Genomic DNA, 15142 nt, shown 5'->3' with positions numbered 1-15142 from the left:
CCGACCTGGCGGAACGTCTCGCACCCGACTGGCGCGTCATAGCCCCCGACCAGCGCGGCCACGGCGCCTCCGACCGAGCCGCCGACTACAGCCGCGAGGGCTATCCGGCCGACCTCGAGGCTCTGATGGACCACCTCGGCCTCCGTGCGGCAGCCCTCCTCGGGCACTCGCTCGGCGCCATCAACGCCTACCAGTTCGCCGCCCGCCACCCCGCCCGCGTCACCGCGCTCGTCAACGCCGAGGGCTGCGCCGAGCTCGGCCTCGACGGCAGCAACCCGCTTGCGTTCGTGCTCAATCTGCCCGCCGGCACCGCCCCCACGCGGGAGGCGTACGTGGACCGCCTCGGCCCGTTCGCCCCGCACTTCGCCGCCGCGGTCCACGAGCACCCCGACGGCACCTGGGGCCTGCCCTTCCACCCGCAGGACATCGTCAACTCCGAGGAGCAGGTGCACGGCGACCACTGGTCCGACTGGACCGCCGCCACCTGCCCGGCCCTCCTCGTACGCGGCACCAAGGGTGGCGTCCTCCCGGACGAGCAGGCCGCGGAGATGGTGCGGCGCCGCCCCGGCACCCGCCTCGCGGAGCTGGCGACGGACCACTTCGTCTACGCGAACGAACCGGCCGGCTTCGCCGAAGCGGTCCGCACCTTCCTCGCATCGGCCGCGGCGGCCGCCTGAGCGCAAACGAGGTGAACTGCCCGACCACCGTCGTTTACGGTCGTCGCCATGTCCTCGTACCGCGAGCTCGCCACGCGCCCCGTCCTGGCCTGGTCACTCGTCGCCGTCGCCGCCCGCGTCCCGGTGGCGATGGCGCCGCTCGCGGTCGTGTTCCTGGTGCGGGAGCGGCCCGGCGGGTACGGGCTCGGGGCGGTGCTGGCCGCCGTGTACGTCATCGGCGAGGTGGCCGGGGCCGCGCTGCTCGGGCCGCGGATCAAGCCGGAGCGGGCCCGGTGGCAGCTCGCCGCCGGGCTGGCCGCCGGGGCCGCCGCCTTCGCCGGGCTCGGGCTGCTGCCGGGCGCGCATCCGGTGCTGCTCGGGGTGCTGGCGGCGCTCGCCGGGGCGGCGCCCGCGCCCGCCGCGGGCGGGCTGCGGATGCTGCTGCAGACACAGCTGTCCGAGCGGCAGATGGCGACCGGCTTCAGCTACGAGAGCATGCTCAACTCCGCCATCTGGGCCGTCGCCCCGGCCCTCACCGCGACCTTCGCGCTGCAGCTCGCCGCGTACGCGCCGCAGTTGCTGGCCGCCGGGCTGATGCTCGCCTCGGCCGCCGGGCTGTGGGTGCTGCCGAAGGGCTGGGACGCGGACGCCGCGGACCGCGGTGGCAAGTCCATGCGCCGTACGCTCCTGTCCGCCTGGCCGGCCTTCGTGACCGGCGGCGCCGCCATGACCTTGCTCGCGCTCGCCGAACTGGTCCTGCCCGCCCTCCTCGAACAGCGCGGCGCCGCCGTCGGCTGGTCGGGACCGCTGCTCGCCGCCTTCGCCACGGCGTCCGCGATCGGGGCGTTCGTCTACGGGCTGCGCACCTGGCCCGGCCGGCCGCACGTCCAGGGGCGCCTGCTGATCTGCACGGTCTGCGTATGCGTGACGGTGATGGCGCTGGTCCCCGCGCTGCCGGGCATCGCCGCGGCGCTGACCCTGGCCGGCCTCTTCCAGTCCGGCGTCCTGATCACCCGCAATCTGCGGCTGCGCGAGGCCCTCCCGCCGAGCGCACACGCCGCCGGTTACTCGGTCATGTACGCGGCCGCCGGCGCCGGTTACGCCCTCAGCGCCGTCCTGTCGGGCCTGCTGCTGACGATCGCCTCCCCGGCGACGGCGATCCTGGGCGGGGTGGCCGTCACGCTGACCCTGGTCGCGGTCAGCGAGCTCGGCGAGCGCGGTACGGGCCGAGCCCCGGCGGCCGCGCCGGCCGAACCCGACCGCCAGACCGCCGAGGCCTGCGACTGACCGGCTACTCCGGCCTGATCAGGCCACAGGAGCTGGCCACACCCACCTTGCAGACGTACAGCCGCACATCCGCGACGTTGTTCCCGGATCCGGCGGCGGAGATCCGGTGGTAGCTCCTGGTGTAGTCGACCCACTTCGAGCCGGTCCACTTCTTGTATTTGGTGTAGAGCGACACGCTGGTATTCGCGCAATAGCTGTGGACGTCGAAGTCCCATTCCGTGTCGTAGAAGGGCTTCCCCTGCGCCGTACCGTCCTTCCAGTACCCGTACAGGCCGCGGGCGCTGCCGCACTCCGCGTCCGACGTCCACCCGATCCACCAGCCGGGCACCGCTTGCGCGGTCCCCGACAGTCCCAGCGTCAGCGCCGACGCGGCGGCTAGGACGCCCAGGCTCCGGAGCACGTTCTTCTTCCTGGTCTGCAGTGACACGGTCTCCCCCTTGCTTCATGCCGGTCCCCCCGGACCGCGCTGCATGGCTGCGATGAACGTACGCGGGGGCGGCAAGCGCGTCGTCCCACCCCGGGTTGAGTCCCGGGCGGGGGCTGCGACTTCCGCGGTACCGCGGAAGTCGGACGCCCGGCAGGCCTCGCATGATCGCCGGTCCTTCACCCAAGATTCGTCGGTGCTTCACCACTTCGGTGAAGTTACCTGCGAGAAACTTGGCATGTGCAATGACGAGTGCATCCCCCCACGACCCGACCTCACCGAGCGCCAGTGGCTGGACCTGGACGCGAGCGTGCCGACCACCGGGCGCACCGCTCCGGCCGACGGAGGTGCGGCCGGCAGGCTGCTCAACCGGCGTACCGTGCTGGGCGGTGCCGCCGCCGGAGCCGCCGTCCTCGCGGGGCTGTCGCAGGCCGGTGCCCCGGCCCGGGCCGCCGCCGACACGCCCGTGCAGAAGTTTCCGCTCCCCGACCCCCGCGACGAGCACGCCGTGCTGGTGACCGGGGACGCCGGCACCGGCGGCGAGGAGCAGTACGCGGTGGCCGCGGCCGCCAAGGCCGTGTGCCGGGCCGAGGGGGTCTCCGCTGCCGTCGGGCTCGGTGACAATCTCTACGAGAACGGCCCGGAGTCCGCCCACGACGACGAGTTCACGACGAAGTTCGAGAAGCCCAACGAGGGCATCGACGTGCCGTGGCTGATGGTGCTCGGCAACCACGACTGCTCGGGGCTGATCCCCGGCACCGGCGGCGATCCGTCGCGCGGCGACCGCGAGGTGGCGTACGCGACCACCTCCCGCCGCTGGTACATGCCCGCCCGCTACTACACCGCCGTGCTCCCGGGGGCGGACGGCGAGCCGCTGGTGGAGTTCTTCGCGCTCGACACCAACCCCGTCGCCTCGACCGTCGCGCAGCTCGACCCGTACTACCGGTGGGACGGTCCGTACATGCGCGAGCAGCGCCGCTGGCTGGACGGGGCGCTGTCGGCATCCCGAGCCACCTGGAAGGTCGTCATCGGGCACCACCCGTACATCAACAACGGCCACCACGGCAGCGCCGGTTCGTTCGACGGCTTCGTCGTCGGCGACTACTCCAGCGGGATCCATCTCAAGGAGCTGTACGAGGAGGTGGTGTGCGGGCGGGCCGACCTCATCGTCTCCGGCCACGACCACACGCTGCAGATCCTGGAGCCGGACGCGCGCAGCCGCGGCACCCGGCAGGTGGTGTGCGGGGCGGCCGGGAAGTCGGGCGACGGCGAGGCGCACGGCGACCATCCCGCGCGCTGGCAGGACTTCGCGCACCACGGGTTCATGGTGCTCAAGGCGTCCGCGAAGCGGCTGTCCATCGACGCCTACACCGTGGACGTGGCGAGCTCGGCGGCGCGCCACGCGCACAGCTTCAGCACCGCCGCGCCCGCGGTAGCCGCTTCCTGAGAACCGGCGGCGCATTTATCAGCCGTGGACGGCCCGCACATCCAGTGAGGCTCACCCGCCGCACAAGTTCGGAGGCTTGACGAATGGCTTGATTGACAGGTTCCAAAACCCGGCGGTAACAAGCCTGTTGGTTTGAAATTCCTTGCCGTCGAACAGCGGGACTTCGGTATGTCGGTAATTCCCCCCACCACCCGTGAAAGGCGGCTGCTCACCCAGTCGGCGCTGGTTCCGGCGCCGCCGCGGCCCGAGCGGCCCGCCTGGCCCAGCCGCCGGATCTGGGCGCAGCAGACCGCCAGGGTGCTTACGCTGGGACAGAGATCCCGGTGGCCGCCGGTCGTCGCCGTCATACGGATCGCCGAGCGCGAACGCATCCTGTCGCGCTTCGGCACGGGTGGGTGGGAGCGGGTGCTCGGGGCTGTCGCCGGGGTGCTCCAGGACGAGCTGGCGCACCACGAGCTGCTCGGCCTCGACGGCACCGACGGGGTCGTGCTGTTCCTGCGCGGCACCCCCGAGCGGCAGGCCGGGCGCCGCCTCGGCCAGATGTCGGCGCGGGTCAGCCGCGCCGAGCTCGAGGTCGGCGGCGAGCAGCTGCAGACGACCCCGATCTGCGGCTGGACCACCGGGGCCACCTCGCCCGGCGGCCCGCCGCCACTGGAGCTGCTGGAACGGGCCGCGGAGGCCGCCGAGTTCGCCGGCACCCACCTTGACCTGCTGCCGCGCCGCTGGCTGCCGAAGGAGGCGGTGGAGCCGCCGCAGCGGCTGATCCCCGACCCGTGGCGTACGGGCCTGCAGGCGCTGTTCACCTTCGCGCTGGGCGCGGGGGTGCCGTTCGCGGCGCTGGCGGGGCTCTATCTGCTGGGACTCGACCTCGCGACGCCGGCGTATCTGGCCGTCACCATCGCGCTCGTGATCACGTCCGTCTTCATCTGGATGGAGGGCCTGCACGCGCTCAACCCGACCCCGCTGCCCGACGATCCCGGCCACCATCCGCCCGCCTCCGCCGTCATCGCCGCCTATCTGCCGAACGAGGCGGGGACCATCCTCGCCACCCTCGACGCCTTCCTCGCCCAGGACTACCCGGGCCCGCTGCAGGTCGTCCTCGCGTACAACACCCCGCACCCGATGCCCGCCATCGAGTCCGAGCTGCACGCGCTCGCCGCCCGCGACGAGCGGCTGCTGGTGCTCAAGGTCCCGGGCTCCACCTCCAAGGCGCAGAACATCAACGCCGCCCTTCAGGTCGTCACCGGCGAATTCACCGGACTCTTCGACGCCGACCACCACCCGCAGCACGACGCGTATCGCCGAGCCTGGCGCCGGCTCGCGGACGGCGCCGATGTGGTGCAGGGGCACTGCGTCATCCGCAATGGCGCCAATTCCCTTGTATCGAGGAATGTGGCGGTGGAATTCGAGGCGATTTACGGAGTGAGCCACACCGGCCGCGCCAAACTCCACCAATTCGGCCTCTTCGGCGGCTCCAACGGCTTCTGGAACACCGCCGTACTCCGCGAGGTGCGGATGCACGGGCACATGCTCACCGAGGACATCGACTCGTCCTTCCGCGCCCTCCTCGACGGCCGCAAGCTCGTCTACGACCCCGCACTGCTCTCCCGTGAACTGGCCCCGGCCACGGCGGGCGCGCTGTGGAACCAGCGGATGCGGTGGGCGCAGGGCTGGTTCCAGGTCTCCCGCAAGCACCTGGTGCGGGCGCTGCGTTCGCCGGAGCTGAGCCGGCGCAACAAGCTGGGCATCGGGTTCCTGCTGGGCTGGCGGGAGGCGTATCCGTGGCTGTCGCTGCAGATGATGCCGGTGCTGGCCTTCCTCATCTGGCGCTCGGGTGGGGCGGATCGCCTCGACTGGGTGATCCCGACCTTCCTGCTCACGTCCCTCTACACGCTGTCCGCGGGACCGGCGACGGTGCTCTTCGCCTGGCGGCTCGCACCGCCCGAACTGCGCCGCCGCGGCGGCTGGTTCGTGATGTACGCGTTCGTGTCCGCGCTCGTCTACACCGAGCTGAAGAACCTGATCAGCCGCGTCGCGCACATCAAGGAGCTGAGCGGGGAGCGGCAGTGGATCGTCACCCCGAGGCAGCCATGACGGTGGACAAGGCCGCGCAGGGCAACCCGCCGGGCGCGCCGCGCGGTTGGTACACCCTCGACGGCTACCGCGCGGTGGCCGCGCTGACGGTGCTGACCTTCCACGCCTATCAGCACAACCGGGAGCCGGGCACCTGGCGCTGGCCGCTGCAGGACACCATCGGGCACGAGATCCTGCTGAACACGGACATGCTCGTCGACATGTTCTTCATCCTCTCCGGCTTCCTGCTCGGCCTCCCGTTCGCCCGGGCGGCGCTCGGCACCGGGAAGCCGCGGGGAGCGCGGATCTTCCTGATCCGGCGGGCGGTGCGGCTGCTGCCGCCGTACTGGATCGTGGTCCTGGTGGTGTGGTCGATCTCCAACCCCGTCATCCCGGGCGACTGGCAGGACCTGGTCCTGCACCTCACCCTCACCCATGTCTGGAGCGACGCGAAGATCTTCTATACGGACGGCCCGGCCTGGACGCTCGGCGTGGAGGCGCACTTCTACGTGCTGCTGGCCGTGCTCGGCGTCGTCGCCCAACGGGCCTGTCTGCGGCTCGGGACGCGGCGCGCGAAGATCGCGCTGATGCTCGGCGGCGTCCTGTCGCTGATGGTGCTGAGCCTGGCGTACAAGACGTGGGCCGTGTACGTACGCGGCTACCCCGAGGAGTCCTGGTCGGTCTGGTTCGGGCCGCCCGCGAAGCTGGACGTCTTCGCCACCGGGATGCTGCTCGCCGTCGCCGCCGCGGCGGGACTGCGCTGGCCGAACCGGGCCGTGCGCACGCTGGTCGGGCTGGCCGGCGCCGGGGTGATCGCGGGCGGCATCTGGTGCCGGACGGTGCATGTCCCGGAGCCGTATCTGCACACCCTCTTCGGCCTCGGCATCGGCCTCGTCGTCGGCGCCACCGCGCTCAGCCTGGACGCGGGGCCGCGCTGGCTGAGCTGGGCGCCGATGGTGTCGCTGTCGACCGTCAGCTACAGCATCTACCTGTGGCACGAGCCGATCCTGCGGGCCATCGACGGCCGCGGGGTGCTGCCGGAGCCGGGCCCCTGGTGGGCGTGGCCGCTGACCGCGGCGATCCTCCTCGCGGTGACGATCCCGCTGTCGTATCTGAGCTATCACGTCATCGAGGCCACCGCCCTGCAGATCATGGGCGCCTTCGACTCCCGCGGGAGACCGCGGGAGTACCACACACCACTGCCGGAGCCCGGCAGGCCCGGCGGCTAGAAGTCCTCGCCGGTGTGCGGCAGGAGCGCGGTCCGGAAGGCGTCGTCGAGCGCGTCGGCGGCGCCCGGCGTGTGCTCGGTGACGAGACCTGCCTGCACCAGCGAGCGCGCCCGGGTGCCGCCCAGATAGCAGGCGGCCAGGTCGCGTACGTCCAGGGCGAGGTCGGGCGCCGCATCCGTCGGCTCGTACGTGGCGCCGCCCGGGGCCGCGGTCAGGCGGTGCCGGCCCGCGTTCGCCGGGATGTGGGCATCGGTCACGTCGAGGACGAGGTCCGCCGGCGCCGCCCACTCCCGCTGCCGCAGCGCCTCGGCCGCGTCGGTCAACCGCAGCCGCAGCGCCGGAAATTCGGCCGTCACCCGCACCTGGTCCCGGTCGGCGGCGAAGAGCAGCAGCGGGTCGTCGAGCGGCCGGTTCCAGGCCTGCACCTTGCGGGTCAGGTCGATGGCGCACAGATACGTCCACAGCGCGGCGGCCGCGGCGGGGGTGTCGGCCTCCAGCTCGTCCACGCGGACCAGGCCGGGGCCGTCATCGGCGCGCTTGGTGCGGTAGACGGCATAGCCGGCGACGGGGTCACCGAGGGCCACGACCCGCGGCGGGGAGAGGTCGTCGTCGTCCTCGTCCTTGTCCACCAGCCACTCCTCCCGCCACCACTCCTCGGTGCGGAACGGCCGGCCGGCGCGGGTGCGCCGGGTCGCGTCGTAGTACGCGCCGAGGAGCTTCGGCACCTCATCGGTGGCGAGCAGCCGCAGCGGCCGCTCGTCGGGCGCGATGCGCAGCCTCAGCGCCTCGCGGGAGTCGATCTCGACGGTGGCGCCGTACGCGGCGGGCCCGAAGCCGTAACGGCCGTAGATCGCGTCCTCCGACGCCCACAGCGAGGCCACCGGCCAGCCCGCGTCCGCGCACCGCCGGAACAGCTCCCCGATCATCCCGGAGAGCACGCCCCGGCGCCGGTGCGTCGGCGCGACGCACACGAAGCTCACGCCGGGGCCCGGCAGCTCGGCCCCTGGCACCGACAGCCGGAACGGAATCCCCGCCGCCAGGCCGACGACCTCGTCCCCGTCGTACGCCCCGATGCGCAGGCACTGCCGCAGCAGGTCGCGGTGGCGGCGGCGCTGGTCGTCCTCCGGGCTCTCGTGGAAGGCGAGGTAGGCAAGGGCGAGGGCCCGCTCGATGTCGCTCTCGGGCAGCTCACGGAATTGAATGGCTGTGCGGACGTTCATACAGGGACACTATCGGTCAAAGACCGCCTAATCATCCCGCTCGGTCAGCACGAAGACGGGAATCTCCCGCGTGGTCTTCTGCTGGTACTGGGCGTACGGAGGGAAGGCCGCCACCGCGCGCTCCCACCACACCGCCCGCTCCTCGCCACTGACGAGACGGGCGGTGTAGTCCTTGACCACTGTGCCGTCCCGCAGCTCGACATGCGGCTGCGCGACCAGGTTGTGGTACCAGGCGGGATGGGCCGGATCGCCGCCCTTGGAGGCCACGACGGCGTACTCGCCCTCATGCTCCACCCGCATCAGTGGATTCTTCCTGAGCTTCCCGCTCCTGGCGCCGACGGACGTGAGCAGGACGACGGCCATCCCGTTCATCATCGTGCCCTGGGTACCGCCCGAACTCTCGATCAGTTCCGCCTGCTTGGTGGCCCAGTCCCAGGTGCCGGGCTCGTACTCTCCGGTGAGTGGCATGCAGGTGTAACGATCACGGATCCGAGAAGGTTTCCCGGCGTGACCGAAAAGCGCCCACCGGAGTCCCAAGGACCGGCAAAGCGCGGCTAATGCGAAGGTAACGCGCGAACACGTGACGCGTCCCTTGTGTCCGGTAGGCCCCCGGTGACACGGTGACCCGAACATCCGTCCCGTGAGGTGGCAATGACGACAGCAAAACGAGCCATAAGCCGTGCGCTGTATGGCTCCCGCTATGACCGCGTCCCCTGGCCGCAACGCATCTTCGTCAGGCCCGGCGAGCGCCTCGCCCGCGAACTGCAGTGGCAGGCGCGGGTGCGCCGGGCACCAGTTGTCCCCCTGGCCGACTACGAGGCCGGGATCAAGGCGAAGTCGATCGAGGAGTTCATCAGCTGCCATCTGTGCGGCGAGTCCCGCCAGCAGCCGCTGTTCGAACCGACGGCGCTCAAGGACAACGGCAAGAAGAAGTGGTCGTACCGGGTGGTGCGCTGCCCCGACTGCGGGTTCCTCTACCGGAACCCCAACATCAAGCCCGAGCGCCTCGGCGAGCTCTACGCCAACAACTACAGCACCTTCCTCACCGGTAAGTACGCCGCCAGACGCCGGCGCCGCTACCGCCTGACCATGGACGCCTTCGATCCGGTCTTCGCGGACGGCCGCGACCGCCGGCTGCTCGACTTCGGCTGCGGCGCCGGATACTTCCTGCAGGAAGCCGAGCAGCGCGGCTTCGACGCCTGCGGTGTCGACCTCTCCCCCGACTCGGTGGACCAGGCCAACGAGCGGCTCGAGACGGCGCGGGCGTACCACGGGGACCCCGAGGACATACCGGAGATCGCCGACGGCGGCTTCGACGTGCTCACCCTCTGGTCGGTGCTCGCGCACCTGCCGCGCCCGCTGGACGACTTCAGGCGCTTCCGCGAGCTCCTCGCCCCGGGCGGAGTGCTGCTGATCCTCACCGTGAACGCGAAGTCGCTGCAGCTGAAGGCCTACGGCTCCAACTGGATCGGCTTTACCAAGAATCACCTGATGTTCTACTCCTCGGAGACGCTGCCCCATCTGCTGCGGCAGACCGGCTTCGCCGGTGTGTCCTTCGAGCCGTCCTACGGCGACAGCATCGAGGCGGGCACCGCCCGGATTCCGGAGAAGCTGCGGTCCCGGCTGCGCCGCACGGTGGCGTCGAGCGACGGCGGCATGATGATGCGGGCGCTGGCGTTCGCCGACGAGAAGGCGATCGAGCGGTGGGGGCAGGGCCGCGACGTGGTCCGGCTCACCAGCGAATCGGCACTGGCACAGCCGTAAGCAGCGCCGAGACCGCCACGACCGCGCCGAGGAGGACGACCTCGGCGCGGGCGGGCGGGTAGGCGGCCATGGGGTCTCCCCTGCTCGAGCGAAGCCGAGAGCTTGGGGAAGGCTCTGCGGCGGTGCGTAGCCGCCGGCGCGCGGTCAGCGCCAGCGCGCAGACGACCGCGACGAGCAGCACCTTGCCGAGCAGGGTGCGCCCGTACGCGGTCTCGGTGAGCTGGTCGAGGACGGTGCCCGGCGGCATCCGCCGGAGCGCGCTGCACACGCCCGTCGCGGTGAGCGCGGCGAGCAGCAGCAGGGCGCCGCGGGCGTACCGGCCGAGCACGGCCGCGCCCGCGTCGGGCGCTTGTGCGCGCAGCAGCCATACGGTGCGCAGCGCGTAGAGGAGTCCGCCGGCCCACAGTGACGCGCATGTCAGGTGGACGAGGGTGAGGGCCGAGCCGAGCAGCGGCGTGTCCTCGGTCGCCGGATGGGCGCGCAGCGCCTCGGCAGCGACGATCGCGGCGAGCGGCGCGAGCCGGAGGAGGGCGTGCGGGGAGCGGGCCAGGAGGCCCGCCACCACAAAGGCGTTGACCTCGATGAGCGCGAGGGTGCCGTCGCGGGATCCGTACAGGCCGCCGATGTCCATCTCCGACGGGCTGGTCGGGACGAGATTGCCCGCAGCCACGATCGCGGTGAGGCCGAGCGCGGCGAGCGCGCCGACGACGGCGGCGTACGCGGACCAGCCGCGCGGCAGCGTGGCGCCCGGCACGCGAGCGGCAAGCCGGCGCACGAACTCCTCGCCGACGGGCACGGCCAGCGCGGCGAACAGCACGCCCCGCAGCAGCGTGACCGCCTCGACGCCGGGGTCGTCCGCCTCCCCGGTCCCGTCGAGGGCGGCGCCGGGGCCGAGCAGCGGGATCAGCAGTCCGCCGGCGGCGAGGCAGAGCACGGCGACGGTGCGGCGGAGCGCCCGGCGGCGGTCGGCAGGTCTGTGCCGGGATGGTGCGGGTGCGTCGGCGGCTGCCGCCTCGTCGCCCGCGGCGGCAGCCGGTGGTATCGGGCTCATGACCAGAGCTTCACGAACACTCCACACCTGAAGCAAGTCGGGGGACGATCCGGCGGCGGGGGTTCCCTTTCCAGGGCTGAGCTTTACATTGTCGGGCACCTGTCATCACCATCTTCCGCAGGAGGTGCCTGTGTTCCGCCCCGAGTTGGACCCCTTCGGCGACTCCCTGGCCTGGTCCGCCGCGGTGGCCGCGGCGCCGCTGCTGGTCTTCTTCGTGCTGCTGGGGGTCGTACGGCTCAAGGCCCACTGGTCCGCACTGGCGGCGCTCGGCACGGCGCTGGTGGTCGCGGTCGCGGGGTACGACATGCCCGTCGGGGCGGGCCTCAACTCCGCCGCCGAGGGGGCGGCCTTCGGGCTCTTCCCGATCATGTGGATCGTCGTGAACGCGCTGTGGATCTACCAGATGACGGTCGACACCGGGCACTTCGCCGTGCTGCGCCGCTCCTTCAGCCGGCTCTCCGGGGACCAGCGCCTGCAGGCCGTCATCGTGGCGTTCTGCTTCGGCGCGCTGCTGGAGGCCCTGGCCGGCTTCGGGGCGCCGGTGGCCATCACCTCGGTGATGCTGATCGCGCTCGGTTTCAGCCCGTTCAAGGCGGCGACGGTGGCGCTGGTCGCCAACACCGCGCCGGTGGCGTTCGGCGCCATGGGCACACCGGTGATCACCCTCTCCGAACTGACCGGACTTTCGCTGGATGACGTGTCCTCGACCGTCGGCAGGCAGACGCCGGTGCTCGCGCTGGTCGTGCCGCTGCTGCTGGTCTTCCTCGTCGACGGGAAGCGCGGGATACGGGAGACCTGGATGCCGGCGCTGGTGTGCGGCGTCTTCTTCGCGCTCGCCCAGTTCGCCACCTCCAACTACCTCTCCACCGAGCTCACCGACGTGGTCGCCGCCCTGGTCGCGCTCGGCGCGGTGCTCGCGGCGATGCGGCTCACCCCCGGTGGCAAGACCGAGCGCGGCGGGCTGGAGCCGCCGCCGGTGATCGCGGGCGGCAGCCGGGACGCGGAGGTGGCCGAGCGGCGGGCGGAGACCGTGACGGCGGACGACCGCGGGGCGGTGTTCAAGGCGTACGTGCCGTACCTGGTCATCATCGCGGTCTTCGCCGCCTCCCAGATCGGTGCGGTCAAGGACCGGCTGGCGGAGACCGTCACCTCCTTCGACTGGCCGGGCCTGGAGGTCGCCGACCCGGTGACGGGCGACCCCGCGTCCGCGACCACCTTCACCTTCAACTGGCTCCCGGCCACCGGCACCCTGCTGCTGCTGAGCGGCGTCATCACGGCCGCGGCGCTGTCCGTACGACCCGGGCTGGCCGTGCGCGCGTACGGGCGGACGCTGCACCAGCTCCGCTGGGCGATCCTCACCGTGGCGACGGTGCTCGCCCTGGCGTACGTCATGAACCTCTCCGGGCAGACCGCCACTCTCGGCCACTGGATCGCGGGCGCGGGCACCGGACTCGCCTTCCTCTCCCCCGTCCTCGGCTGGCTGGGTGTGGCGGTCACCGGGTCCGACACCTCGGCGAACGCCCTGTTCGGCGTCCTGCAGGTGACTGCCGCGAAGAGCTCGGGCCTCAACCCGGAGCTGCTTGCCTCCGCCAACAGCTCCGGCGGCGTGCTCGGCAAGATGATCTCGCCGCAGAATCTCGCCATCGCCGCGGCCGCCACCGGCCTGCACGGCCGCGAGGCGGAGCTGCTGCGGAAGGTGGTCGGCTGGAGCCTGCTGCTGTTGCTGCTGATGTGCGTGCTGGTGGCACTGCAGTCGACGGCCGTGCTGGAATGGATGCTTCCTACGTGACGCGGGTCACAATGTCTCCCTGTCACGTCTGTGCCGCCCTCCCTGTCCCATAGGCGTCACCGACTCGGTGGCCCTGACTGAGGAGTTGAAGATGCACACCACCAAGCACCGCATCGTCGTACTCGGCGCCGGCTACACCGGCATGTTCGCCGCGATCCGGCTCGCCCGCCGCACCCGGCGGATGGATGTCGCGATCGCCCTGGTCAATCCATCGGACCGCTTCACCGAGCGGCTCAGGATGCACCAGGTCGCCGCGGGCCAGGAACTGGGCGACCACCGCATTCCGGAGCTGCTGAAGGGCACGGGCATCGAGTTCGTGCAGGGCTGGGCGACCGGCATCGACCCCGATGCCCGGCAGGTGACCGTGGACGGCGAGCGCACGCTGCCGTACGACACCCTCGTGTACGCGCTGGGCAGCGCCACCGACACGTCCCTGGTGCCGGGCGCCACCGAGCACGCCTACACGCTGAACGACCCGCGCACCAACCACCAGTTGTCGCTCCGGCTCGCCGAACTCGCGGCGAGCGGCGGCCGCGTGACGGTCGCGGGCGGCGGGCTCACCGGCATCGAGGCCGCCACCGAGATCGCGGAGAGTCACCCGGGGCTGAACGTCACCCTCGTCAGCCGCTCCGCGCCGGGCGGGATGATGGGCGAGAAGGCCCGCGGCTACCTGAACCGGGCGCTGGACCGGCTCCGCATCACCGTGCGCGCCGGCGCGAGCGTCGCCAAGGTGCTGCCCGCCGGCGTCGAACTGGCCGACGGCGAGGTCGTCGCCTCCGACCTGGTGCTGTGGACCACCGGCGTCAAGGTGCCGCCGCTCGCGGCCGATTCAGGGATCGCGACCGACGGCCGCGGCCTGATCTCCGTGGACGCCACCCTGCGGTCCACCTCGTACCCGGAGATCCACGCCGTCGGCGACGCCGCGGCCGTGCGGCTCCCGTGGGGGCAGATCCACGGCACCTGCCAGAGCGGCCTGCCCACCGCGCAGTACACCGCCGACGCGATCGCGCTGCGGCTGCGCGGCAAGCAGGTCAAGCCGTTCCGCTTCGGCTACTTCCACCAGCCGGTCAGCCTCGGCCGCAAGGACGCGGTCATCCAGTTCACCGGCGCGGACGACTCGCCGCGGCGCTTCTTCCTCTCCGGCCGGGCGGCCGTCGCGTACAAGGACTTCGTCAGCAGCAGCCCGCTGAAGACCTACCGCTTCACCGCGCGCGGCGTCTACCTGACGACCTTCCTGTCCAAGGGCGGTCGCGCCACCCGCTGAGCCTTGCGGGTGGCACCCGCCCGCGGGCACGATGCCCCGGTGAGGGAAGCCATGGCGGATACGGACCCGTTCCTCGAGCACCGGCGCCTGCTCTTCGGCACCGCGTACCGGATGCTCGGCACCGTCACCGACGCCGAGGACATCCTCCAGGACGCCTGGCTGAAGTGGCAGCAGGCGGACCGCGCCGCGGTCCGCAACCCGAAGGCGTATCTGGTCCGCACGGTCACCAACCTCTCCCTCAACCGCCTCACCTCCGCCCGCGCAACCCGCGAGCAGTACGTCGGCCCGTGGCTGCCGGAGCCGCTGCTCACGACGCCGGACGCGGCGGAGGACGCCGAGCGGGCGGACGCGGTGTCCGCCGCGCTGCTGGTGGTCCTGGAGACGCTGAAGCCCGTCGAGCGCGCGGTGTTCGTGCTGCGGGAGGCGTTCGGCTACTCGCACGCGGAGATCGCCGGCTTCCTCGACCGGCCCGAGCCGACGGTCCGGCAGATCGCGCTACGGGCCCGCAAGCACGTACAGGACCGCAAGCCCCGCACCGACGACGCCGACCCGGCGCAGCGCCGCAAGGTCGTCGAACGCTTCCTGGCGGCCGCCTCCGGCGGCGACCTCAACGCCGTCATGGACCTGCTGGCCCCGGACGTCACCGCCTGGTCCGACGGCGGCGGCAAGGTCACCGCGGCCCGCCGCCCGCTGCACGGCCCCGACCACGTCGCCCGCTGGACGCTGGGCGTCCTGGCCAAGCCGGAATACGCGGACCTGCGACTGGAACCCGCGCTCCTCAACGGCGAGTTGGGCCTGCTGTTCACCCTGGGCGGCACCCCAGTAGGCGCCCTGTCCTTCGACCTCACCGACGGCCACCTGACCAACCTCCGCTTCCAGGTCAACCCGGACAAGCTCCGCGGCCTGACTTCATCCCCCTTGCCTTGACGTGCCCATAG

The 15142-nt window shown here is 72.0% G+C and carries 13 protein-coding genes; 9 read left to right on the top strand and 4 right to left on the bottom strand.

The window, feature by feature from the left end:
• The first annotated feature begins 5 nt into the window (after window positions 1-5).
• Window positions 6-677 carry an alpha/beta fold hydrolase gene (locus tag G5C51_RS05530; protein WP_338118026.1) on the top strand — a complete coding sequence of 224 codons (672 nt, stop codon included), beginning with the start codon at window positions 6-8 and terminating at the stop codon, window positions 675-677.
• Between the two features lie 48 nt (window positions 678-725).
• The gene (locus G5C51_RS05525; RefSeq protein ID WP_206313435.1) at window positions 726-1943 is read left to right on the top strand and encodes an MFS transporter; all 1218 of its coding nucleotides are present in this window, start codon (window positions 726-728) and stop codon (window positions 1941-1943) included.
• 4 nt (window positions 1944-1947) lie between these two features.
• Here G5C51_RS05525 and G5C51_RS05520 read toward each other — a convergent pair whose 3' ends face one another.
• Window positions 1948-2370 (bottom strand): hypothetical protein, encoded by a 423-nt coding sequence (locus G5C51_RS05520; protein ID WP_165232609.1) that lies wholly within the window; start codon window positions 2368-2370, stop codon window positions 1948-1950.
• Between the two features lie 235 nt (window positions 2371-2605).
• On the opposite strand from G5C51_RS05520, the gene G5C51_RS05515 reads away from it, so the two are divergent.
• The 3 genes from G5C51_RS05515 (at window position 2606) to G5C51_RS05505 (ending at window position 7116) form a co-directional block, all read left to right on the top strand.
• Window positions 2606-3814: a metallophosphoesterase gene (locus tag G5C51_RS05515; protein ID WP_165232606.1), complete on the top strand. Its 1209-nt coding sequence runs from the start codon at window positions 2606-2608 to the stop codon at window positions 3812-3814.
• A 168-nt stretch (window positions 3815-3982) separates the two neighbouring features.
• Window positions 3983-5908: a glycosyltransferase family 2 protein gene (locus G5C51_RS05510; protein WP_165232603.1), complete on the top strand. Its 1926-nt coding sequence runs from the start codon at window positions 3983-3985 to the stop codon at window positions 5906-5908.
• Window positions 5881-7116, top strand: coding sequence for an acyltransferase family protein (locus G5C51_RS05505; RefSeq protein WP_206313434.1), 1236 nt, complete (start codon window positions 5881-5883; stop codon window positions 7114-7116). Before G5C51_RS05510 ends, G5C51_RS05505 begins: the two co-directional genes overlap by 28 nt.
• On the opposite strand, the gene G5C51_RS05500 is transcribed toward G5C51_RS05505, so the two are convergent.
• Together G5C51_RS05500 and G5C51_RS05495 are read right to left on the bottom strand one after the other, a co-directional pair.
• On the bottom strand, window positions 7113-8336 hold the full coding sequence (locus tag G5C51_RS05500; RefSeq protein WP_165232600.1) for a GNAT family N-acetyltransferase: 1224 nt from the start codon (window positions 8334-8336) through the stop codon (window positions 7113-7115). The two genes, G5C51_RS05505 and G5C51_RS05500, sit on opposite strands and share 4 nt — an antisense overlap.
• A gap of 27 nt (window positions 8337-8363) precedes the next feature.
• Window positions 8364-8804, bottom strand: coding sequence for a nitroreductase family deazaflavin-dependent oxidoreductase (locus G5C51_RS05495; RefSeq protein WP_165232597.1), 441 nt, complete (start codon window positions 8802-8804; stop codon window positions 8364-8366).
• 183 nt (window positions 8805-8987) lie between these two features.
• On the opposite strand from G5C51_RS05495, the gene G5C51_RS05490 reads away from it, so the two are divergent.
• Entirely contained in the window at window positions 8988-10100 is a 1113-nt protein-coding gene (locus tag G5C51_RS05490) for a class I SAM-dependent methyltransferase (protein ID WP_165232594.1), read from the top strand.
• Here G5C51_RS05490 and G5C51_RS05485 read toward each other — a convergent pair.
• Complete coding sequence (locus tag G5C51_RS05485; RefSeq protein WP_165232591.1) at window positions 10069-11151, bottom strand: CopD family protein; 1083 nt, start codon at window positions 11149-11151, stop codon at window positions 10069-10071. The genes G5C51_RS05490 and G5C51_RS05485 overlap by 32 nt on opposite strands.
• Window positions 11152-11281: 130 nt before the next feature.
• On the opposite strand from G5C51_RS05485, the gene G5C51_RS05480 reads away from it, so the two are divergent.
• From G5C51_RS05480 to G5C51_RS05470, 3 genes are all read left to right on the top strand, one after another.
• Entirely contained in the window at window positions 11282-12940 is a 1659-nt protein-coding gene (locus G5C51_RS05480; protein WP_165232588.1) for a lactate permease LctP family transporter, read from the top strand.
• Window positions 12941-13031: 91 nt separating this feature from the next.
• Window positions 13032-14204: an NAD(P)/FAD-dependent oxidoreductase gene (locus G5C51_RS05475; protein WP_165232585.1), complete on the top strand. Its 1173-nt coding sequence runs from the start codon at window positions 13032-13034 to the stop codon at window positions 14202-14204.
• 39 nt (window positions 14205-14243) lie between these two features.
• A complete protein-coding gene (locus tag G5C51_RS05470) occupies window positions 14244-15131 on the top strand; it encodes an RNA polymerase sigma-70 factor (RefSeq protein ID WP_165232582.1) in 888 nt (295 codons plus the stop codon).
• Window positions 15132-15142: the final 11 nt, after the last annotated feature.

This window comes from Streptomyces coryli (assembly GCF_011044975.1).
GTDB lineage: Bacteria > Actinomycetota > Actinomycetes > Streptomycetales > Streptomycetaceae > Streptomyces > Streptomyces coryli.
The sequence above is the reverse complement of the archived record's forward strand: the minus strand, read 5'-3'. Positions and strand labels throughout refer to the sequence as shown.